At 43.0% G+C, this 20518-nt stretch carries 18 protein-coding genes and 6 pseudogenes; 16 read left to right on the top strand and 8 right to left on the bottom strand.

Going from position 1 to position 20518, the window contains the following annotated elements; translation table 11 throughout:
• Positions 1 to 41: 41 nt before the first annotated feature.
• Positions 42 to 919: pseudogene (locus FNL97_RS12965) on the bottom strand (IS982-like element ISGsp1 family transposase).
• Positions 920 to 1136: 217 nt separating this feature from the next.
• Positions 1137 to 2312: pseudogene (locus tag FNL97_RS12960) on the bottom strand (amino acid permease); the annotation flags it as partial.
• Between the two features lie 420 nt (positions 2313 to 2732).
• Between FNL97_RS12960 and FNL97_RS12955 the strand changes: the two are divergent.
• From FNL97_RS12955 to FNL97_RS12925, 7 genes and pseudogenes are all read left to right on the top strand, one after another.
• Entirely contained in the window at positions 2733 to 4427 is a 1695-nt protein-coding gene (locus FNL97_RS12955; protein WP_143415908.1) for a M3 family oligoendopeptidase, read from the top strand.
• A 296-nt stretch (positions 4428 to 4723) separates the two neighbouring features.
• Positions 4724 to 5029, top strand: coding sequence for a nucleotidyltransferase family protein (locus FNL97_RS12950; RefSeq protein WP_062677665.1), 306 nt, complete (start codon positions 4724 to 4726; stop codon positions 5027 to 5029).
• A gap of 57 nt (positions 5030 to 5086) precedes the next feature.
• A complete protein-coding gene (locus FNL97_RS12945) occupies positions 5087 to 5338 on the top strand; it encodes a HepT-like ribonuclease domain-containing protein (RefSeq protein ID WP_235603555.1) in 252 nt (83 codons plus the stop codon).
• A 41-nt stretch (positions 5339 to 5379) separates the two neighbouring features.
• Positions 5380 to 5898 carry a GNAT family N-acetyltransferase gene (locus FNL97_RS12940; RefSeq protein WP_097354244.1) on the top strand — a complete coding sequence of 173 codons (519 nt, stop codon included), beginning with the start codon at positions 5380 to 5382 and terminating at the stop codon, positions 5896 to 5898.
• A 106-nt stretch (positions 5899 to 6004) separates the two neighbouring features.
• Positions 6005 to 6385 (top strand): annotated as a pseudogene (locus FNL97_RS12935) (ATP-binding cassette domain-containing protein); the annotation flags it as partial.
• An 8-nt stretch (positions 6386 to 6393) separates the two neighbouring features.
• Positions 6394 to 6831: pseudogene (locus FNL97_RS12930) on the top strand (ABC transporter permease); the annotation flags it as partial.
• Between the two features lie 11 nt (positions 6832 to 6842).
• A complete protein-coding gene (locus FNL97_RS12925) occupies positions 6843 to 7511 on the top strand; it encodes a TetR/AcrR family transcriptional regulator (RefSeq protein ID WP_143415906.1) in 669 nt (222 codons plus the stop codon).
• Positions 7512 to 7735: 224 nt separating this feature from the next.
• Here the strand turns inward: FNL97_RS12925 and FNL97_RS18750 are convergent.
• Positions 7736 to 7843 (bottom strand): annotated as a pseudogene (locus tag FNL97_RS18750) (tyrosine-type recombinase/integrase); the annotation flags it as partial.
• 194 nt (positions 7844 to 8037) lie between these two features.
• Positions 8038 to 8187 (bottom strand): hypothetical protein, encoded by a 150-nt coding sequence (locus FNL97_RS18030; protein ID WP_160331301.1) that lies wholly within the window; start codon positions 8185 to 8187, stop codon positions 8038 to 8040.
• A gap of 183 nt (positions 8188 to 8370) precedes the next feature.
• Between FNL97_RS18030 and FNL97_RS12915 the strand changes: the two genes are divergently transcribed.
• The 8 genes and pseudogenes from FNL97_RS12915 to FNL97_RS12875 all read left to right on the top strand — a co-directional run bounded on the left by FNL97_RS12915 (position 8371) and on the right by FNL97_RS12875 (position 15113).
• On the top strand, positions 8371 to 9039 hold the full coding sequence (locus FNL97_RS12915; protein WP_143415043.1) for a response regulator transcription factor: 669 nt from the start codon (positions 8371 to 8373) through the stop codon (positions 9037 to 9039).
• Positions 9036 to 10376: a sensor histidine kinase gene (locus tag FNL97_RS12910; protein WP_062677634.1), complete on the top strand. Its 1341-nt coding sequence runs from the start codon at positions 9036 to 9038 to the stop codon at positions 10374 to 10376. Before FNL97_RS12915 ends, FNL97_RS12910 begins: the two co-directional genes overlap by 4 nt.
• Before the next feature lie 115 nt (positions 10377 to 10491).
• Positions 10492 to 11403, top strand: a complete 912-nt coding sequence (locus tag FNL97_RS12905) for an ABC transporter ATP-binding protein (protein ID WP_062677633.1) — start codon at positions 10492 to 10494, stop codon at positions 11401 to 11403.
• A complete protein-coding gene (locus FNL97_RS12900) occupies positions 11400 to 12119 on the top strand; it encodes an ABC transporter permease (protein WP_062677632.1) in 720 nt (239 codons plus the stop codon). The genes FNL97_RS12905 and FNL97_RS12900 overlap by 4 nt, the downstream gene beginning before the upstream one ends.
• Positions 12120 to 12863, top strand: coding sequence for an ABC transporter permease (locus tag FNL97_RS12895; RefSeq protein WP_143415042.1), 744 nt, complete (start codon positions 12120 to 12122; stop codon positions 12861 to 12863).
• Positions 12864 to 13486: 623 nt separating this feature from the next.
• On the top strand, positions 13487 to 14017 hold the full coding sequence (locus FNL97_RS12890) for a helix-turn-helix domain-containing protein (RefSeq protein ID WP_143415905.1): 531 nt from the start codon (positions 13487 to 13489) through the stop codon (positions 14015 to 14017).
• A pseudogene (locus tag FNL97_RS12885) lies at positions 14017 to 14543 on the top strand (IS630 family transposase). Before FNL97_RS12890 ends, FNL97_RS12885 begins: the two are co-directional and overlap by 1 nt.
• 192 nt (positions 14544 to 14735) lie before the next feature.
• Positions 14736 to 15113, top strand: coding sequence for a hypothetical protein (locus FNL97_RS12875; protein WP_025950780.1), 378 nt, complete (start codon positions 14736 to 14738; stop codon positions 15111 to 15113).
• A gap of 287 nt (positions 15114 to 15400) precedes the next feature.
• On the opposite strand, the gene FNL97_RS12870 is transcribed toward FNL97_RS12875, so the two are convergent.
• The 4 genes from FNL97_RS12870 to FNL97_RS12855 form a co-directional block, all read right to left on the bottom strand.
• Positions 15401 to 15685 (bottom strand): IS3 family transposase, encoded by a 285-nt coding sequence (locus FNL97_RS12870; protein WP_062677477.1) that lies wholly within the window; start codon positions 15683 to 15685, stop codon positions 15401 to 15403.
• A 164-nt stretch (positions 15686 to 15849) separates the two neighbouring features.
• A complete protein-coding gene (locus FNL97_RS12865) occupies positions 15850 to 16167 on the bottom strand; it encodes a transposase (RefSeq protein WP_221198350.1) in 318 nt (105 codons plus the stop codon).
• Positions 16168 to 16589: 422 nt separating this feature from the next.
• On the bottom strand, positions 16590 to 17135 hold the full coding sequence (locus tag FNL97_RS12860) for a hypothetical protein (protein ID WP_143415904.1): 546 nt from the start codon (positions 17133 to 17135) through the stop codon (positions 16590 to 16592).
• A 243-nt stretch (positions 17136 to 17378) separates the two neighbouring features.
• Positions 17379 to 19547, bottom strand: a complete 2169-nt coding sequence (locus FNL97_RS12855; protein WP_143415903.1) for an ATP-dependent Clp protease ATP-binding subunit — start codon at positions 19545 to 19547, stop codon at positions 17379 to 17381.
• 216 nt (positions 19548 to 19763) lie between these two features.
• Here FNL97_RS12855 and FNL97_RS12850 point away from each other — a divergent pair, with 216 nt between their 5' ends.
• The gene (locus FNL97_RS12850; RefSeq protein ID WP_143415902.1) at positions 19764 to 20483 is read left to right on the top strand and encodes a FixH family protein; all 720 of its coding nucleotides are present in this window, start codon (positions 19764 to 19766) and stop codon (positions 20481 to 20483) included.
• The last annotated feature ends 35 nt before the right edge of the window (positions 20484 to 20518 follow it).

The following is a 20518-nucleotide window of genomic DNA, read 5'->3' as shown; positions in this document are numbered from 1 at the left end:
ATCTAACTATATTATACTATACCCGTGGTGCTAGTTGAGTGTCAGCGCTCAACCAGCCCTAGTGTGACCAAGGAATAAGCCAACAAGATGCCATCGAGTGCCACTTCAAACCCGGCAATGGAATTCGCTCGAATGTCGGTGATCCGGTATTGGTCTACGAGAATCGAAAACACCGTCTCGATGACTTTGCGTTTTTTTGGATCCATTCTTCCCATGCCTTGGATGGGCCGTGCTTTTGATTGTGTCGAGACGGTGTCCAGAACGCGGCTTGGTGTTCTTTGTACAGCTTTTCTCGAAGAGCGTGGCTGATGTACCCTTTGTCCCCAAAGTTGTAGGGATGAGGGATTTGAGTCATCACCGTTTCAGCGGCTTTGACGTCGTGGCAGGACGCTTCCGTCACGACATAGCCCATGGCCAGCCCTTGATTGGTCACTTGAAGATGCAGCTTGAAACCGTAGTACCATTGCTTTTTGGAAGCACAATACCCCATATCCGTGATCCCTCGAAACCGCTTGACGCGCTTCATTCTTGCGGGATGGCACAACGGAAGAGGCAAGCTGTCGACGACCGCATAAGCATGGTGTTGGCCACGTTTCGCCAGCTCATGACGGATCCATTTGATGGCGAAACCAAGCGCCCGGCAGCGGCGGTTGTATCGGGAGCGTTCAAGAAACGAGCCGTTTGTGAACAAATTTCCCGTGACAAAACGATGCCAGGCTCGTTCGGAAGAAAAGCCCAGCAGCTTCCCCAAAAGGTGAACCGCCATGACCACTTCGTCTTCTTGCTTGACCAAGTGACGGTTGCGGCGATGAAGATACATTTGAATCAACGACAGTTGGGCAGAAACAAAACAGAAAATAGCGGCATATTGTTTTTGAAGTTTGGCTGGATCTGTAGTAAAATGAAAGTGCTCTTGCATGGGGGATCTCTCCTTTCGAATGTTGGGTGACACTTTCATTCTACTGGAGATCCGCCAGCAAGGGCTATTTTTATGCTTGATCAAGTTTATCTAGCACCACGGGTTATACTATATTTTACTGAATCTATCCTATTTTCAGCAAAATATAGTTAAGGCGATTCATCTCCCACTTACTCCGCTTCGCTTCGTTGAAGTGGGAGTCTTCTCGCCTAATTAAGATAAAATACGGGACAAGATACGCCAATGTCGCAATGTAAATGACAAAGTCAAACGCCGCCGACATCGAATTAGAAATGGTTGAGAAAATAAAAATTTGCGCCAATCCATTCGAAAGAACTAAAGAAAAGCTTGGTACTTTCTTTTTATTTTCCTTTAAAAACGCTGGAATAAACAGACCTTGTTTTGCCGCTTGATACGGCACTTCAGCGCTTAATAACACCCAGCCGAGCGTGGAGCCGAGCAAGCTGATCAATCCTAGTCCGGCAAGAACGTAGCCGCCGCTTGGGCCTAAAATCGTGACAATGGCATCTACAAGCGGTTTTTCTGATTGAATGAGTTCTTTTTGCGGCAATACTCCCATGACAAGGATGCTAATGCCGATATAAATCGCAAGAGCAATCAACAAGCCAAGGATTGTCGCACGCTTGACATCGGCTTGTTTGCGCGCACGCGATGCAAAAACGATCGCTGATTCGACGCCGATAAACGCCCATAATGTCGATACAGCCGCATTCTTGATTTGACTTAATAATCCAATCGAATGCCCTGCATCATCATAACGCGGGGCAACAAACGAGCCAATGTTGCTTTTTTCAAACGCAAATAAAGCGATAATGATAAATAGGAAAAATCCGAGCACTTTTGCCGCGGTAGCGACAAAGTTTAGCTTTCCCGCGTCTTCGATGCCGCGCAAAATGATGAAATGCATTCCCCATAACAATGCGGTACATATAAGAAACGTCAACAAGTTCCCAAGCTTTACATCAAGAGAACCGATGGAAAATAACGTTTGTTTGCTTGTTAAAATTGGAAAAAACGTTGATAAATAGCTGGTAAACGTCGTAATAATCGCCACGTTGCCGGCAAAGTTGCCAATCCAATATCCCCATGAAGACATAAAGCCAGATAGGATCGAGATGTTCGAGACTTTCGGAAACAATTCTTTCGCATAAATCTGCGGCCCGCCGTTTAGTTCCGGTTTGCGAATCGCCAAATTACCGAATACGAGCGCGGTCATTAATACACCGCCGCCCGTTAATAACCACGCGAAAATGACACCAAGCGGGCTTGCCGCTTCCGCTAGCGAGCGCGGCAGCATAAAAATTCCCGATCCCACCATATTTCCAACGACAAGCGCCGTTAATAACCATAATCCAAGTTTTTGCTGTTGCAAAGTGGATAGCTCCTTCCTGACGATAATTAAGTTTTAGCTTTTTTCGCAAAAAAATACACCCCAAAGTTTTCAACGGGTGCATGTGGCCATCCGCATCCAACTTCCAATCGATAGTGCTTCATCGTTTGTTGCAACGATGCATGTTCGGATACAGGCCCAGTCTACGGCGTCAGAGTCCGACGCAAACTTCGGCAACTTTCCTCATTGGCTCTTTGCGTCTCGTTTCTACAACTCTTGTTCATTGCAGCCTGTATCCCGTCTATGTGGATGAGAAAGAAAAAATATTCAATTGGTGTTATTATTATACGTTCTTTCGACAAATTTCGTCAACAACCTTTTGTAATCGAAAAAAAGGATTTTCCGTGTACGAATGGAATACAATCTAAGATAAGGAAAACGAGAGAAAAGGAAGGGATTGCGTTGAAATTTTCTGAGTTTCGTTATGAACGGCCGAATATCGAGAAGCTGAAAGCATCATTTCAACAGGCGCTGCAATCGTTCCAAAAGGCAAGCAGCGCAGAAGAACAGGATGAGGCGATGAAGGAAATTAATAAGCTTCGCAACGATTTCAGCACGATGGCGCAAATCTGTTATATTCGTCATACGATTGATACGAACGATGAATTTTATAAGCAGGAGCAAGATTTTTTCGATGAAGTTGAGCCAATTGTTAAAGGGCTTGTGAACGATTATTACCGTGCGCTTGTTTCGTCTCCGTTCCGTTCGCAGCTTGAAGAAAAATGGGGGAAACAGTTATTTGCGCTCGCTGAGACGGAATTAAAAACGTATTCTCCAGACATTGTGGAAGATCTGCAGCTGGAAAATAAGCTGACGAGCGAATATACAAAATTGGTCGCTTCGGCAAAAATTTTCTTTGAAGGGGAAGAACGGACGTTAGCGCAGCTGCAGCCGTTTGTCGAATCGCCGGACCGCGAGATGCGCAAGCGGGCGAGTGAGGCGCGTTTTGCCTTTTTCCAAGAACATGAGGAGAAGTTCGATGAAATTTACGATCAGCTTGTGAAAGTGCGCACCGCCATCGCGCAAAAGCTCGGATTTAAAAACTTCGTGGAACTCGGTTATGCCCGTCTTGGACGGACTGATTACAACGCCGAGATGGTTGCGAAATTCCGCAAACAAGTCGAAAAGCATATCGTTCCAATTGCTGTGAAGCTTCGCGAGCGGCAGCGGGCGCGCATCGGTGTCGAGAAGCTGAAATATTATGATGAAGCGTTTGTTTTTCCAACCGGCAATCCAACGCCAAAAGGGGACGCAAACTGGATTATTGAAAACGGGAAAAAGATGTACGAAGAACTGTCACCGGAAACAGGCGAGTTTTTCCGGTATATGATCGATCATGGACTAATGGACCTCGTTGCGAAAAAAGGAAAAGCAGGCGGCGGCTATTGCACCTATATCGAAAACTATAAAGCGCCGTTTATTTTCTCGAACTTTACCGGCACATCCGGAGACATCGATGTGCTTACCCATGAGGCGGGGCACGCATTTCAAGTGTACGAAAGCCGCCATTACGAAATTCCGGAATACATCTGGCCGACCTTGGAGGCATGCGAAATTCATTCGATGAGCATGGAATTTTTCACATGGCCGTGGATGAAGTTATTCTTCGGGGAAGATGCGGAAAAATATAAATTCTATCATTTGAGCGATGCTTTATTATTTTTGCCGTATGGCGTAGCGGTGGACGAATTTCAGCATTTCGTATACGAAAATCCGAACGCAACGCCGGCGGAACGGAAGCAAGCATGGCGGAAGATTGAAAAGAAATATATGCCGACACGAGACTATGACGGCAATGATTATTTAGAACGCGGCGGCTTTTGGCAGCGGCAAAGCCATATTTATACGAACGCATTCTACTATATCGACTATACCCTTGCGCAAATTTGCGCGTTCCAATTTTGGAAACGTTCGCGTGAAAACTATGAAGAGGCGTGGAATGATTATTTAACCTTATGCCGTCAAGGCGGAAGCAAGCCGTTTACCGAATTGGTCCGCGCCGCCAACCTCATTTCGCCGTTTGAAGACGGATGCGTTCAATCGGTAGTCGGCGAGATCGAGGGATGGTTGAATAGTGTTGACGATCAGAGCTTATAGATGGAAATAATAGTTAAGGGGGAAGAAATCAAGCGAGATTTCTTCCTTACCTTTTAGGAAAAATATAATGGGAGGTGTAGACCTGGTTACTAAAATCGTTGTTGTGTACTGACCGATGGAAGGAATGGTGCACGACAGGTGCCGCCGCTAACAGCGAGCCACGGGGTGTCTTTCACAGCAGGTGAGACATTAGGATTCTCTTTCTGATGGAACTCAGGTGTTTCCTAAGCGGCAAGCTGTTTTGCTGGTTCCATCGCGATGAGTCGATTTTTATGATTTTAGTAGCCGGGAAAACTATGTTGTCAAAAGAAGAAATCCTTCGTTTTTTATCACAAAATTTTCGATTATTAAAAGAAAACTACGGAGTCAAACATATCGGCGTTTTTGGATCTTATAGCAGAAATAAACAAACAGCTGACAGCGATATAGACATTTTGGTGGAGTTTGAGCCTTCCGCCATCACATTTGACCATTATATGGATTTAAAAATTTTCTTAGAAGATCATTTTCATAAACCGGTCGATCTAGTGATACTGGATGACATTAAACCTGCGTTAAAACCATATATATTGGAGGATGTTCAATATGCCGAGGGAGCCTAAGGTTTTTTGCAATATATTCTTATGGCGATCGATAAAATCTAAAAGTATACGAAAAATATGGATTATGAATCTTTTTTAGATAATGAACTTGTATGTGATGCGGTTATTAAAAACATATTGGTGATTGGTGAAGCGGCGAAAAACATTCCACAAGAAATAAGGCGGAAGAATTCACAGATTGAGTGGAGAAAGATAGCAGGTATGCGTGATATGATGATCCACGGCTATGTTTCTGTCAATTATCGTATCGTTTGGGATATGGTAACCAATAAAATTCCAGCACTTAACAGGATATTGAGAAGTTGTTGAACGACAAACAGAGCAAATATAGTGCGATAGGGGGAAGAGGCATGAATGTTCGCAAAGCAACGCTCGATGATGCGCACGCCATCGCCATCGTGCATGTCGAAAGCTGGAAAACGACATATGAAGGGATTGTGCCTGCGGAGTATTTGGCGCAATTAAGCGTAAGCGAAAAAGAACAGCTTTGGCAACGTGGATTAAATCAATCGAAACACTCGATTTTTGTCGCTGAAGAAGATGGAAAGGTATGTGGATTTATTTCCGGGGGTAAAAACCGCTCCACACAAGGAAAAGAAGCGGAGTATGAAGGGGAAATATACGCCATCTATTTATTGAAAGAAGCTCAAGGGAAAGGATACGGGACAAAGCTTGTCAAAGCGCTAGTGGATGATTTTCAACGTGATGGGATTCGTTCTATGGTCGTGTGGGTGCTTGCCGATAATCCGTCGCGCCGATTTTACGAGAGGCTAGGAGGCGAGAAAATCGCTGAGGAAGTCGTTGATATCGGTGGGAAAAAGCTGACGGAATGGTGCTATGGATGGAAAAGCATTGAATATTTCGCATAAAATAAGCTGCCTAGGCGAAAGGCAGCTTTAAAAAAATCATTTAATGAGTGATTACTCACTTTAAAATATAAGTGAGTAATCACTCACTACAGAAAGGGGAAAGCTTATGTCAGAGAGGCTTTTTATTTGTATAGAACATGTATCCAAACGATTTGGGAAAAAGACGGTGATCGAAAATGTATCTCTAGACATATACAAAGGAGAAATTTTTGGATTGCTAGGACCTTCTGGGGCGGGGAAAACGACGATTGTCAAAATGATTGCCGGCATTGACGAAGCTACTCATGGAACCATTCATGTGTTAAATACGAAGATGCCGAATCTTCAAGTGATGAAGCGAATTGGTTTTATGGCCCAGTCCGATGCGTTATATGGCGAATTAACGGCATTAGAAAATTTGCAGTTTTTCGCTTCCATTTACGGATTAAAAGGGAAAAAGCAAAAGCAGCGCATTCACGAAGTGATGGAGCTTGTCAATTTAACAGACCATGTAATATTGGGTTTGGTTTATTTACGACGTTGCAGGCGGGCTTGATTGCATGGTTTGCTGTTGATATTCTTGACATGATGATGGAAGGTTCTTTCCTTTACGTGTTATTGATTACGTTTTTATTGGCGATGACCGCGTTAACATTAGGAACATTGCTGTCTGCGTTTGCCAACAATGAGCTGCAAATGATGCAGTTTATCCCGCTTGTCGTCGTACCGCAAATTTTCTTCTCTGGCTTGTTTAATTTAGATACGATGGCCGAATGGCTTCGTTCGCTAAGCGTGGTTATGCCGCTGACGTATGGAGCGGATGCGCTTCGGGAAATTATGATCCGCGGCAATGGCTGGAACGAGATCGCCAAAGACGTATATGTTTTACTTGGTTTTGCTGTATTGTTTATGCTATTAAATGTAGTAGCATTAAAAAAATATCGAAAATTGTAAGGAGTAAGAGGATGAACGAGCAACAGTGGCTGAAAGAACTATTAGGACAAAATGGAAAAGGTGTGAAGCTGAGCGAGAAGCAAATAAAAATTTTAGAAGCGGCGATTGAAATGTTCGCCGAAAAAGGCTATGCGGCCACTTCGACAAGCGAAATCGCAAAACGGGAAGGTGTGGCGGAAGGGACGATTTTTCGCCATTATAAAACGAAAAAAGATTTGCTGCTGGCGATTGTCACTCCGACGCTATTTCAATCCGTCGCCCCGTTTTTAGCGAAAGAGTTTGTCAAAGAAGTGTTCGAAAGCCAGTATCAAAGCTATGAAGACTTCATCCGCGCTCTTTTGAAAAACCGTTATGAATTTGTGAAAAAATACTTGCCGGCGATTCGCATTTTCTGGCAGGAAATCGCGTTTCATGAGGAGATTAAGGAACAGCTTCAGCGCGTTTTTACGGTACACGTATATCAAAAATTCAAGAAAATTGTGGAATATTTTCAAACGAAAGGAGAAATTGCCGCAATTCCCGTTGATTCGGTCATCCGCATGACGATCACGACGATTGCCGGATTTTTGGTGACGCGGTTTATCGTGTTGCCGGATTATGAATGGGATGATGAAGCGGAAATGGAACGGACGATTCAGTTTTTAATGAACGGTCTTGCGAAAAAAACGCCTAATTCTTAGTGAACATAAACCTTTATCTAGTGCTAATCATGTATATAAAATAAGACCGAAGTGCTGCAACAACTCCGGTCATGCATAGACGGTTCCCTTCAGGGGAGCGGCAGTAGGACGGGAATCATCCACCCAATTCGTCAGTTCAAGGGTGGATTATTTCTTTTGGCTGTAAGACAGTATTGAAACGACGATCCATTGCGGATGTCAGCCGGCGTGACGTAATCGCCCTAACGGATATGTAAATCGTTGAAGAAGATATTCAAGTCATTCGTGTTGGAGATGATCGTGTTTAGGGAAGCTCCTTTTTCCTGAAGGTAGGTGGTATACTCATTTAGCATCTTTCCCACCCTTTGACTTATACGATGAGTTTGGAAAGGCACCATTAAAGCATATTCGGTTAAAAAATAGCATTATATGACAAGTATATTACGAAAAAGACGAGATTGTTGGACATATAACGTAAATTATATGTCTAGTAAAAATTAATAGGTCGCATTAGTAATTGTCCTATCAAACGAATTTTTATAAAATTTCACTCTACTACTTCTAATTTATGGTCTGCAAAGTCACGATATTGTTTAATCTTGTTCACTATATTGGTTAAAGCAGGGTTTTCCAAAGGTGTTTGTACTTTAACACTTTCTGGCTTAATAGCACTACCAACTAAAACTAATCCTTGCATAATCTCATTACCTCTCTACTTAGTAAAGAATTACAAAGCATTAAAATAACAACGACAAAAAAATAAGAGCGTTTAATCCCTTATTCTACAACAATGCCACAAACAAATAGAAAGGGATTAACCACGTCAAACAAGTATTGGTTAATATAGAGTTAAGATTATGAAAGAAAGTGAGGGAGAACGTTGGCACGAGTTTTATACATAGAAGATGAACAGGAAATCGGCCGTTGGGTGACCATGAGCCTTACGGAACGTGGGCATCATGTGACTTGGCTCCGGTCCGGAGAAGAGGTCGAAAAGCACCTTGCCCATTGCGACCTTGTCATTTTGGATGTGATGCTGCCGGGTCTGGACGGCTTTTCCATCGGCAAACGGATTAAAAAGGAGCATCCAGATCTGCCGATTTTGATGCTTTCAGCGCGGACTGCCATCGAGGACAAAGTGGAAGGATTGAGTTTCGCCGATGATTATCTGACCAAGCCGTTCCACCCCGATGAGTTGGCCGCCCGTATGGAGGTTTTGCTCCGGCGCTTCAACAAAAATGATGAAATCCTGAAACTGAAGCATTTGACCATCCATACAAAGGATATGCGCATCGTCAATCATGAAACGGGGGAAGAAATCCTGTTGACAGGAAAACAATATCAAATTTTTCAATACTTCCTTCGTCATCTCAATCAAATTTTGACAAAGGAGCAGTTATATGAGGGAGTTTGGGGTGAACCTTATATTGAAGGGGATAAAACATTGATGGTGCACATCCGTTATCTTCGCGAAAAACTAGAAAAAGATCCAAAAAATCCGGAAATCATTGAAACAATCCGGGGAATCGGTTATCGGGTGAGAAAATGAAAAGAGTAAAAAGATTGCGGTCGCTTACGGCAAAGTATATGGCCATTATTTTAACCGCCCTGATTTTCATCAACCTCCTTATCATTGGAACTAGCCTCTTGGTCTACAATGTCTATGGCCATAAAGACCCGGAAACGTTGCAGATCGAAAAAGCCTGGCACGAGGATGCCCGTAGTCTCAAAAACCCCGGAAGCGAAGACATCAACCGGATGTTTGAAGAATGGCAAAACCGTTATCCGAAAGCGCGCTTGTTTTGGGTAGACAGCAAAGGCCGGCTCGCCTCCGGGAGAAACCTTGCTGCGGATATTCCGAAACATTGGAATGCCGCCTATACCGCCAACTTCATCAAGTCGCGTTATGACAATGACCCCTTTACGGTCATTGCCTTTCCGCAAAATGACGCATCTTATGGATTCGTCGTTTTTGAAATCGAGAGGAAGCTGCTTCAACCCGCATTTACCGAAGTGAACACCGAATTTATGTATTTTATCGTTCCCGCGGGAATCGTGTTATTTGTGACCGTATCGTATTTGTTTTTCTTGGGGATCCGCAAACGTCTCCTTTATTTGCAACATGCCATGGAGATACGGGACGTGGACGGATTGCCGGTGTCCATCACGGTGAGAAAACAGGATGAAATCGGCCAACTGGAGATGGCCTTCAACCAAATGGTGGATGAACTCCGGGAAAGCCGAAAACGGGAAGAAGCAGAGGAACAGCTGCGGAAAGAACTGATCGCCAATCTGTCCCATGATTTGCGCACGCCGCTTACCAAAATCCGGGCGCATGCCTATACGTTGGGGAAAGAGGCTTTAACTCCAGTGGCAAGACAAGCGGTGGACTCGATCGAACAGTCGGTTTCGAAAATGGACCGATTGATCGAGAATTTGATGGCGTATACGCTTTTAAACGCTAAAAAATTGAAATATGAACCGGCTCCGACGGATGTGGTCCGGCTTGTCCGTTCCTTCATCGCCGCCTGGTATCCAGTTTTTGAAAAAGAAGGTTTTTCTATAGATGTGCAGCTGGATAATTTGGAACAAAAGCATTGGAACGTCGATCCGCTTTGGATGGAACGGATTTTTGACAATTTGTTTCAAAATGTCATCCGCCACGCCAAGGACGGAAAATATATCGGGCTGAAAACGAAAAAAACCGATTCTTATGACGCGTTGGTCGTGCTTGACCGCGGCAAAGGGTTCCGGCACAAAAGCTCCGAAAAAGGGGCGGGAGTCGGGCTTGCCATCGTGGATTTGATGGTGAAGAAGATGGGGCTGGACTGGAAAATCGAATCATCAGAAACTGGGACAATCATAAAAATCATTCATTATCGATAAAGCTGGGAAAGGAATCCATTTCCTTTCCTTTTTTGTTTTTTAAACAAATTTTAAACTGTCTCGACACCTCATTTTAACCTTCTATTCTTATGATGGTGTTGCGAGGTGATGGAAGATGGAATATATCGTCGAAACTCATAATCTGACGAAACGATTTGGAAAGGAGATCGCCGTAAACGCCCTGAACCTGAAAATTCCCAAAGGGGAAGTATACGGGTTTTTGGGTCCGAACGGAGCGGGGAAATCGACGACTCTCCGGATGCTTTTAGGCCTCATGAGACCGACGGCTGGATCGGTCCGGATTTTTGGCAGAGACTTGAAAAAAGATCGGATTTCGATTCTTCGGAATGTTGGGTCATTGGTGGAAAGCCCGTCTTATTACTCCCACTTGACCGCCTATGAAAATTTGGAAGCCATGCGGAAAATCTTGGGCTCTCCCAAGGAAAAAATTGACGAAGTCCTGGAACTTGTCCGCCTGAGTAAAGCAGCCGACAAAAAGGTAAAAGGCTTTTCTCTCGGGATGAAACAACGGTTGGGGATTGCGATGGCATTGTTGAACGATCCAAAATTGCTGATTCTGGATGAGCCGACAAACGGCCTCGACCCTTCGGGAATCATTGAAATGCGGAATTTAATTAAGCGTCTACCGAAAGAAAAAGACATGACCGTGCTGATTTCAAGCCACTTGCTTTCTGAAGTCGATCAAGTCGCGACCTATGTCGGTGTCATTTCGAAGGGGAAGCTGATTTTCCAAGATTCCATTAAAGCAATGCGCAAAAAAGCCCAACTGAAAATCCGATTAAAGGTGAGTGACACCAACAATGCATATCGTTATTTGCTGGCAAAAGGAATAAAAACGGACTATAAGGATAACATCATTTATTTGTATGAACAGTCAGATGAAGCGGTCGCCGCAGTGGTCGAAATCCTCGTGGATGAAGGATACTCGGTTTACCGGGTGGAAGAAGAACATCAATCACTGGAAGACATTTTCCTGAAGATGACCGCAGGTGGTGACGACAGATGATCGCGAAACTGCTTGCGACCGATTTTTTGAAAATCAAACGGAAAGGATTATGGTTTTTGACCGTCCTAGGTCCATTTGGTGTCGTTCTGCTGCAGTGGTTCAATTACGAGCTCGTCCCCGGCAGGAGAGAATGGCTCCTTCAAAGAAGCAATGATGACTGGCTGTTTTATTTGCACAATGTCAACAGTTTCACACCGCCGGCACTGGTGCTTGGGATCACCATTTTGACATCCCTTGCAGTCAGTATCGAAAATGAAACGAATGCCTGGAAGCAACTTGTCGCCTTGCCGGTATCGAAAATGGGAGTGTTTTTGGCCAAATTCACGGTATTGGCATTCTTGTTGGCTGTCGCTTCGGTTCTATTATTCTTTTTCACATGGCTTCTAGGTATTTATTTGGATCTCGGTTCTGCCATACCGTACGCGGAAATCGCCAAATTCAGTTTCTACCCGTATTTTGCATCGCTTCCTTTGTTGGCTTTGCACCTTTGGGTAGCAACCGTAAGCAATAACCAGGGAATTCCGATCTCCCTCGGAGTGGTTGGATTTTTGTTTGCCACATACAGTTTTAAGTTGCCGGATTGGCTGCCATGGAAGTGGCCATCGTTGCAAAACCAATGGGATGAACCGCTCGTCAATGTCGCTTTGGGCATTTGTGTCGGTGTCATCCTTTATATCGCCGGGATGCTGGATTTTGCTCGAAGGGATGTGAAATAAATGATTTCTCTTTTGCAGTCGGAGTGGTTTAAGTTAAGAAAATCCAAATTCGTCTTCGCCGCCATTTTGCTTGGTCCATTCATTACGTTTTTCTATGCACTGACGCTCCAGCCGGACAAATTCGGATTCGAAAAAACATTTTTATGGGAATTTTTGATCACGTTTACCACGCTTCTTTACGCCTTGCATTTTTTGCCGCTCACGACCGGCATCTTGGCTGGCCTCATCTGCCGGTATGAACATCAAAACGGAGGGTGGAAGCAACTGTTGGCCACACCGGTGACAAGAAACCGGGTATTTCTCGCCAAATATACGATCCTCATCCTCATCGCATTAGCCATCCAACTGCTCTATTTTCTTGCTATTTGGACTTCTGGAGTGCTGAAGGAGGCGGAGGGGCCGTTTCCTATGATGCTCCTTTGGAAAAGCATTTTTGGCGGCTGGATCGCGATGTTCCCTCTTCTTGCTTTGCAATTGTGGATGTCGATGCTTTTTAAAAGTTTCGCCGCGCCCTTTGCCGTGAACGTCGTTTTCACTTTGCCGGCCATTTTGGCGGTAAATTCGGAAAAATTCGGACCGTTATACCCTTGGGCACAGCCATTCTTGATGATGTATGTATCTGGGAATGCGGAAAATGATATATTCTTTGTCCCATGGGAGCAAGTCTTAACAGTGGTCGGTGGCAGCTTTCTCATTTTCTTCTTTGGCGGTCTGTTGTATTTCCAGCGAAAAGAAAATATCTAAAAACAACCCAGCGAAAAGAAAATATCTAAAAACAACCTTGGGACCGTCCCTTGTTTGGGTTGGATTTCCCCCTGCCCGATAAGGTGTTGGTAAAACACTGTCACGGGCATGTGGGAATTTTTTTGGTTCTGGTGCAAAGATAATTTACAAAAAACGTAGGACATGAATTCCCTGCTAACTTACGGATTATGATACAATGCCAAACATATTGTGCTAGATAGTGTGGAAATCATTATCCCACTAATTATAGGAATTGCCATTGCGGGATTAGTGGGACAAGCAAGATTTTAGCTTATAAAGTTGTAGACGAAAAAATAAACAAAGAGGAAATGAGGAAGATGATGTATAAAAGTTTGTGTAAAGCATTTTGCTAGACCAAAAGAAAAAAGGTAGGGTATTCTCTGATTTAGCCATAACACATTCCAGAGAAAGGAGTACCCTACCTATGTCTAAAAGAAATATACCGAATGTCGACTGGGCAAATCAACTGGAAAATGCCATTTGTCAGTTTGTAAAAGAAAAATTATATACATGCTCATTGAAAAGTTAACCTTCGTATAAGTGGTTCCCACTCCGGTTATACTGCTCCTAAGGAAAAGCATGGAAAAGGAGCGGAATTCTGCATGAAACGTCTCAAAATCACCAACGATCACGGATGGACACCTCGGACACTTCGCAAACAGGAACGGAAAATCAAAAACACCCTTCTTCGCCAACGGGTGATGGCGGTTCGCCTGGTCATGGAAGGCTATTTGGGTAAAGAGGTGTCCTCCATGGTCAACGTGTGCCGACAAACCGTTTCCCATTATGTGTCGCTGTTCAACGAAGGCGGTCTGGAGCTCTTGCTTCATCGGGATTTCGCCCCCGGGCGGGAGCCGTTTCTCACCGAAGAACAGCAGGAAGAGATCAAACAGCTTGTGTTGACCACCACTCCCGCGGAACTGGGCTGGGACGTCGCTTCGGCGTGGAACACCAAACTCCTGCAATCCTATGTCGAAAAGCACTTCGGTGTTTGCATTTCCCGCGAAGCGTTGCGAAAACTCCTGCACCGCAAAGGGCTGTCGTGGACACGGCCGACCTACACATTGGCGAAAGGCGATCCGGATCGACAAAAGAATTTTGAGAAACAGATCGACTTCATAAAAAAAACTTAATGGATCCTGATTCGGTCTTGTTGTACCTTGATGAAACACATATCCGCTCTTACCATGTCTTGCGGTCCACATGGTCGGAAGTCGGCCGCCAAAAACAAGTGCCGACGTTCGGCCATCATGCCCACGTATCGCTGTTTGGCGCGGTCAACATCCACGATGGCGAAACGGTGCTTCATCAAACGACCGCTGCCAATGCCGCGACGTTCTTGGATTTCTTGAGAATGCTCAAAGAGCGCTATCCGGACCGTCTCATGGTCTTGGTGTTGGATAACGCCCGCATCACCATGCCAAAATGGTCAAGGAGTTTTTGCGGGAAGAAGGGCAGTGTTTTCACTTTATTTACCTTCCTCCCTATTCGCCACAGCTGAACCCGATCGAACGCTTATGGAAATGGCTGAAAGATACGGTGATTGCCAATGTATTTCACAAGGATCGCAACGATATCATTCAAGCCATTACTCGGTTTGTCAACTACATCCACGAACGTCCGGAGGAAGTGCTGCAGCGCTTAGGGTGTGCAGGATGACTGAGAAGTTAACTCTTCATGTTGCATGTATATAATTTCCATTAATATTCCTCCTCTTTTTTACTAATATAACTATATTATACATATTTACCAGTGAAATGAAATTATAGTTTAAAAAATTCTTTAAATTATGTACAATAAGATAACATACTAATATATAAGTATACTTTTTCAGAAAGAGGGGAAAATCAAATGAAATTGAAGTTAATACCTTTTGTAGTTCTTTTAATAATTACAATCTTATTAACAGGATGTAACGAGGAAAAAAACAAGAAAAAGTATGATTCAGCAATTAATCAAGTGATTACTTTAGAAAATAAATACTTACAAAAAGAGAAAATATTTTCTGATACCCAAATTTTAAAAAGAGAAGACACAGGTATTATTGTTTTTAAAGACGGAAAATTTATTGAGCTCATATATGATGTTTCAGGAAAACAAATTGAATCCTTATATAAGAGAGATATAGATAATAACTATAAACGTTACCCGAACACAAAAGAAGAACTAGAAAAAGTGGATAAAGATCTTAAAATAATTGATTACACAGAAAATATAGGATTAAAATAAAGATTCTTCACTATATCTTTTCTTTTTTACGCTCGATCGAAAGACCTCGCTACGCCTCCCGCTGTGGGCTATGTCCTCCACCTCTTTTAAAACAAAAATATGTTTTGCCTATAAGTATACATAATAGACCATATTTTCAATATCTATCCTGAAAACACCATTTAAGACAAAAAAACGGACCCCACCTAGCCTTCGGAATCGGATTCCAAAGGAAGGTATTTCAGTATATATATGGTTAATAAGTGCTATGCACTCGTTTTTTCCAGTTTCACTATATAATGAATCTATTATGTATGAAAAAAGAGATAGGTAATATCTGTCACCCATTTCTCATTTGGTTTACTCGCTGTAAATTGTCTATTTAATACGTTCGGTACCGTAATTCTTTCCGAACCTTTTCTATACACTTGCTTTTTTCTACGAATTTTCGCCTGAAGATTCATCCGCTTCATTAAACGATAAATACATTTGTGATTGATTCTCCACCCGTACTCCCGCAAAATGTATGCCTTTACTCTTGGATAACCATAGGTTCCATTGGATACTTCATAGGCTTCCACGATCAAATTCATGATGTCCTGATTTCTTAAATCTCTCGCTGTGGTTACATTTCTTCGTTTCAGCCACTTATAATAACCGCTTCTTGAAACACATGCTATCTTACATAACAAAGAAATAGGATAGGAACAACTAAGATCATGAATGATGGAATAGAAGACGGTTTTGTCTCTTGTTTTCACCTCCTTTTCAAAGCAATAAACTTTTTTAAGAATTCATTTTCTGCTTTGAGTTTTCGATTTTCTTCTTCTACGGTTAGTGGTTTCTTTCTAGGCCGTCCCCGTTTAGAGGAAATGGTTTTTCCTCTACGTTCTTTTAATCCTTCTTCTCCATACTGTTGATAGTTCTTTACCCAAATACGTACCCTTTTAGGATCTTTTATTCCCATTCTCTTGGCCACTTTTCGATAGCCTAATTGTTCATTCAAATACATCATGACTGTACGCAATTTAAATTCAAAACTATAGCTTTTGTATTTTGCATTTGATTTATCCAAAAAAATCCCTCCTGTATAGCAGTGTGTCCTTTTTCTACACTGTCTACACAAGAGGGATAATATCAATCAAAGCGGATGCTTTCTTTAATATCTCCCTCCATATTTTTTGTAATGCCATTCCATTCATGAAGGATCTCTTCCTTGTTCCTGCCAAAACAATCGGAAAATGAATGTAAAGGTATACCCTTTAAGAATAATCCGTTTTAGTAATTGATACTAAGCTCGATCAAAATATACATAGAGGGTATTGTAGTTCATCGAAATGTGAGAAAACAACGGATTGTCGAATGAATTATGTAAATTGGAAATGAATGGGCTTTACAATCATCTTTTTTATTTATTTTCCGTTTGATTATGAAGGAAGCTTGCTGCATCTATTGCAAAAAGATAGGCTTGCCGCCTATCTTTTCTGTGTACGATATTTAGCGGGATTTGATTTTTGCTTCGAATTGTCTAAGCGTTAATTGATTTAACTCTGGAAAACCTTCTTCTTTCAAGGAAATGGTTTTTCCTTCATAAACAGGGTAGACTCCTTGCCATCCCCCGACAATGGTATACAATTCTGTTCCTTTAACAGGTTTTAGAAAGCAAACATATCGCCCCTCAGCCATCGGTCCTGGATACACTTTGTTGAGAGGATTTAAAGGATCGGGAAGGGGTTCAATACCGGTTGATAACACGTTGATGATTTTGCCGCCGGTTCCCTTTAAATATTTGTCGACATGAAAGCTTTGTACAAAATTGACGAGCTGCCCGCCTTGTACAGATTTATCTAACGGCCGTTTCTGAAAAGAAGTATCGAACCAGCCATAAGCAATGAATGTTGAGCCGCTTACTAAATTCTTTAAGTTTGCGGCACGCTTGATATTTACTGCTTGTTTTGGAATGGTAATATTCTGCGCCTGAACAGGTAAATGAAACGTAAATAGAAAACATATACAGATTAAAAACTTAGGCCATACTTTCATTCAATCCACCTCATAAATAATCTTTGTTGAGCGCTACTATTGTTTAACAATCTTTCCCGTTTTATGCGTGTTTCCTTTGTCCTCGAAAAGGGCGACCTTATTCGCAGGACATTAAGTCTGGCAGTTCAACACCCCATGTAAAGGTATGCATCTAATTTGTAATTATCTTTCAATCTGGAATAATGTGATAACGTACAAGCGAATAAGGATGGGCAAAAAAAAACCGCCTTTCCCACTAAGGGATCAGGCGGTTTGTTTATGCAAAGGTTTGGCGACAATCGCATCGTTTTCGACATCGATGCGAATCGCTTTGACTTGATCGTTTTCATCCAGCAGCACATCGGCGATTTTGTCTTCGACATGTTCTTGGATGACGCGGCGGAGCGGACGAGCGCCGAATGCTGGATGGTAGCCGAGTTCGGCTAATTTTTCTTTCGCCGCTTGCGAAACGTCAAGGTCGATGTGTTGTTCGCGCAATGTTGCTTTTACTTCGTTGAGCATGAGATCAACAATTTGCAGCATATGTTCTTTTTTCAACGATTTGAATTCAATAATCGCATCGAAACGGTTTAAAAACTCTGGTTTGAAGTATGCGTTTAATGAGTCGAGAATGCTTGTTTGTGTTTGTTGTTTTTCAAATCCGACCGTAATTTTTTTGTCTGTCACGCCGGCGTTGCTTGTTGCGATGATGACTGTATCTTTAAAGCTTACGGTGCGTCCTTGGCTGTCCGTGAGACGTCCGTCTTCTAAAATTTGAAGGAAAATGTGTTGCACATCTGGGTGCGCTTTTTCAATCTCGTCAAGCAAGATAATGCTGTATGGATTGCGGCGCACTTTTTCTGTAAGCTGGCCGGCTTCTTCGTGACCGACATAGCCAGGAGGCGAACCGATTAATTTCGATACCGAATGTTTTTCCATGTATTCGCTCATGTCGAGGCGAATCATTGCGTCTTTTGAGCCGAATAGCTCTTCTGCCAACGTTTTCGCCAGCTCTGTTTTTCCGACGCCAGTCGGACCAACGAATAAGAACGAACCGATTGGGCGGTGTTTTGCTTTTAATCCCGCGCGGCTGCGGCGGATCGCTTTGGCGACTTTTTTGACCGCTTCTTCTTGGCCGATGACTTTTTTCGCTAAGTTTTCTTCTAAATGTTTCATTTTTTCTTTTTCATCGGCCTGCAGTTTGCCGACAGGAATGCCTGTTTTCTCTTCGATGATGCGTTGGATATCAGCAACATCGACAACTGGGCGTTCTTGGTTTACGCCGTTTTGCAATTGTTTTTCCAATTTCAACTCTTCGCTGCGCAATTTCGCTGCCAGTTCGAAATTTTCTTCTTTCACTGCTTTTGCTTTTTCTTTGGCGATTTGCGCAAGGCGTTCTTGAATTTGTTTTTCATCTGTCGGACCGAGGCGCAAGTTCGCTTTGGAGCCGGCTTCGTCTAACAAGTCGATCGCTTTGTCCGGCAAGAAGCGGTCTTGAATGTAACGGTGCGACAATTTGACGCACGCTTCAATCGCTTCGTCCGTATATTTCACATGATGGAATTGCTCGTATTTCGGCTGAATCCCTTTTAAAATCGTAATCGCTTCTTCGACCGTTGGTTCATGCACGATAACTGGTTGGAAACGGCGTTCAAGCGCAGCGTCTTTTTCAATTTGGCGATATTCTTTCAACGTTGTGGCACCGACGACTTGCAATTCTCCACGCGCGAGCGCTGGTTTTAAAATGTTGCCCGCGTCCATCGAACCTTCCGCCGAACCGGCGCCGACGAGCAAGTGAATTTCATCGATGAAGAGAATGACGTTTTTCCGGCGCTGCAATTCAGCGATGAGCCGTTTCATCCGCTCTTCGAATTGACCGCGAATGCCTGTATTCGCAACAAGCGATGCGACGTCAAGCAAATATACTTCTTTGTTTAATAGTTTTTCCGGAACTTGCCCTTCAGCGATTTTCAAGGCGAGTCCTTCGACAATCGCTGTTTTACCGACACCTGGTTCCCCGATTAATACCGGGTTGTTTTTATTGCGGCGGTTTAAAATTTCAATGACGCGTTCAATTTCTTTATCGCGTCCGATGACTGGGTCAATCAGACCGGCTTTCGCAAGCTGTGTTAAGTTGCGGCCAAATTGGTCTAAGAAACCGCCGCCTCTTTTACCGTTTCTGTTCCATTTGGATGGTTGTGCCATATTTGCTGATGGCGTATCCATTTCCGAAATTGGCGAAAATCCGTTCATAAAGAAATCATCAAATGGGAATGACGAGAAATTATCGAAACCGAAATTGATCGGAATAGTCAGCTCTTGTTTTTGTTTTTCATAACATTCGTGGCAAAGGTGCATTTGCTTTTTCTCATGATTAAATTGTAAATTGACAAATACCGTCGCTTCGTTTTGATGGCATACTTGACAAAGCATGAGGCATAACCTCCTTTTTCGCTCTTTTGACTTTGACTATCTTTGACTTTCTGATATTATTATACTTTGACTATCTTTGACTTTCAAGAGTTTTTTACAAAAAAATTTGTTGTAACCGTGAAATGTTTTTGGAAAAGCGGTGAACAATGGTATAGCATGTGGCAAACTTATGATATAGTTGGGACAGAAAAAGTTTAGTGAGGGAGATGAAAAGGGATGAAAAGAGTTTATACGTTTTTGGCATTGATGCTCATATTTTTATGTTCGGCTTGCAATCAAGAAAAGCAAGAGGAAAAACCGGCAATGCTTGAAGTTCAACTTCAGACACCGGATCATATTGAATTAAATAAGGAAACGACACTTTCTTGTATCGTGACATACGGCGGGGAAAAAGTGAATGATGCGGATGAAGTGAAGTTTGAAGTGTGGAAACATGGAAGCGAGAAGCGCGAGATGTTAACTGCCAAAAATGATGGTGATGGCAAATATTCTGTGAAAAAGACGTTTACCGAGCCGGGGACGTATTCGGTCATTAGCCACGTGACAGCACGAAATATGCATAATATGCCGAAAAAAGATATCGTTGTTGGCACACCGAGCGATCAGCCGCAAAATCATGCAGAGGAACATCACGGTGATGAACACCATCATGCCGATGTCATGATGATGCTTCATGAAAAACAATTTTCCGTAAATAAAGAAGCGCATTTAACGGTACATATTACTCATGATGGCAAGCCGCTTGCAGGCGCTACCGTTCGTTTGGAAGTGTGGAAAGATAACGGAAAGCACCTGTTTATCGAAGCAAGCGAAAAACAAGCAGGCCAATACGAAGCAGCAACGTCGTTTCAAGAAAAAGGGACATATTCTGTAAAAATTCATGTAGAAACGGAACAACTTCACGAACATCAAGTAGAGCAAATTACGGTGCAATGAAGGGATGCCCTATAGCGGCATCTTTTTTACTGCCA

The organism is Geobacillus sp. E263, from assembly GCF_007197795.1.
Taxonomy (GTDB): Bacteria; Bacillota; Bacilli; order Bacillales; family Anoxybacillaceae; genus Parageobacillus_B; species Parageobacillus_B toebii.
The sequence above is the reverse complement of the archived record's forward strand: the minus strand, read 5'-3'. Positions and strand labels throughout refer to the sequence as shown.

Coding starts and splice junctions, on each gene's coding strand:
- FNL97_RS12870 (WP_062677477.1), bottom strand. CDS start 15,685: ATGAATTTGATCGTGGAAGCCTATGAAGTATCCAATGGAACCTATGGT.
- FNL97_RS12950 (WP_062677665.1), top strand. CDS start 4,724: ATGTTGTCAAAAGAAGAAATCCTTCGTTTTTTATCACAAAATTTTCGA.
- FNL97_RS18030 (WP_160331301.1), bottom strand. CDS start 8,187: ATGCAAGGATTAGTTTTAGTTGGTAGTGCTATTAAGCCAGAAAGTGTT.
- FNL97_RS12890 (WP_143415905.1), top strand. CDS start 13,487: ATGAAACGTCTCAAAATCACCAACGATCACGGATGGACACCTCGGACA.
- FNL97_RS12945 (WP_235603555.1), top strand. CDS start 5,087: ATGGATTATGAATCTTTTTTAGATAATGAACTTGTATGTGATGCGGTT.
- FNL97_RS12875 (WP_025950780.1), top strand. CDS start 14,736: ATGAAATTGAAGTTAATACCTTTTGTAGTTCTTTTAATAATTACAATC.
- FNL97_RS12905 (WP_062677633.1), top strand. CDS start 10,492: ATGGAATATATCGTCGAAACTCATAATCTGACGAAACGATTTGGAAAG.
- FNL97_RS12855 (WP_143415903.1), bottom strand. CDS start 19,547: ATGCTTTGTCAAGTATGCCATCAAAACGAAGCGACGGTATTTGTCAAT.
- FNL97_RS12860 (WP_143415904.1), bottom strand. CDS start 17,135: ATGAAAGTATGGCCTAAGTTTTTAATCTGTATATGTTTTCTATTTACG.
- FNL97_RS12850 (WP_143415902.1), top strand. CDS start 19,764: ATGAAAAGAGTTTATACGTTTTTGGCATTGATGCTCATATTTTTATGT.
- FNL97_RS12925 (WP_143415906.1), top strand. CDS start 6,843: ATGAACGAGCAACAGTGGCTGAAAGAACTATTAGGACAAAATGGAAAA.
- FNL97_RS12895 (WP_143415042.1), top strand. CDS start 12,120: ATGATTTCTCTTTTGCAGTCGGAGTGGTTTAAGTTAAGAAAATCCAAA.
- FNL97_RS12900 (WP_062677632.1), top strand. CDS start 11,400: ATGATCGCGAAACTGCTTGCGACCGATTTTTTGAAAATCAAACGGAAA.
- FNL97_RS12940 (WP_097354244.1), top strand. CDS start 5,380: ATGAATGTTCGCAAAGCAACGCTCGATGATGCGCACGCCATCGCCATC.
- FNL97_RS12910 (WP_062677634.1), top strand. CDS start 9,036: ATGAAAAGAGTAAAAAGATTGCGGTCGCTTACGGCAAAGTATATGGCC.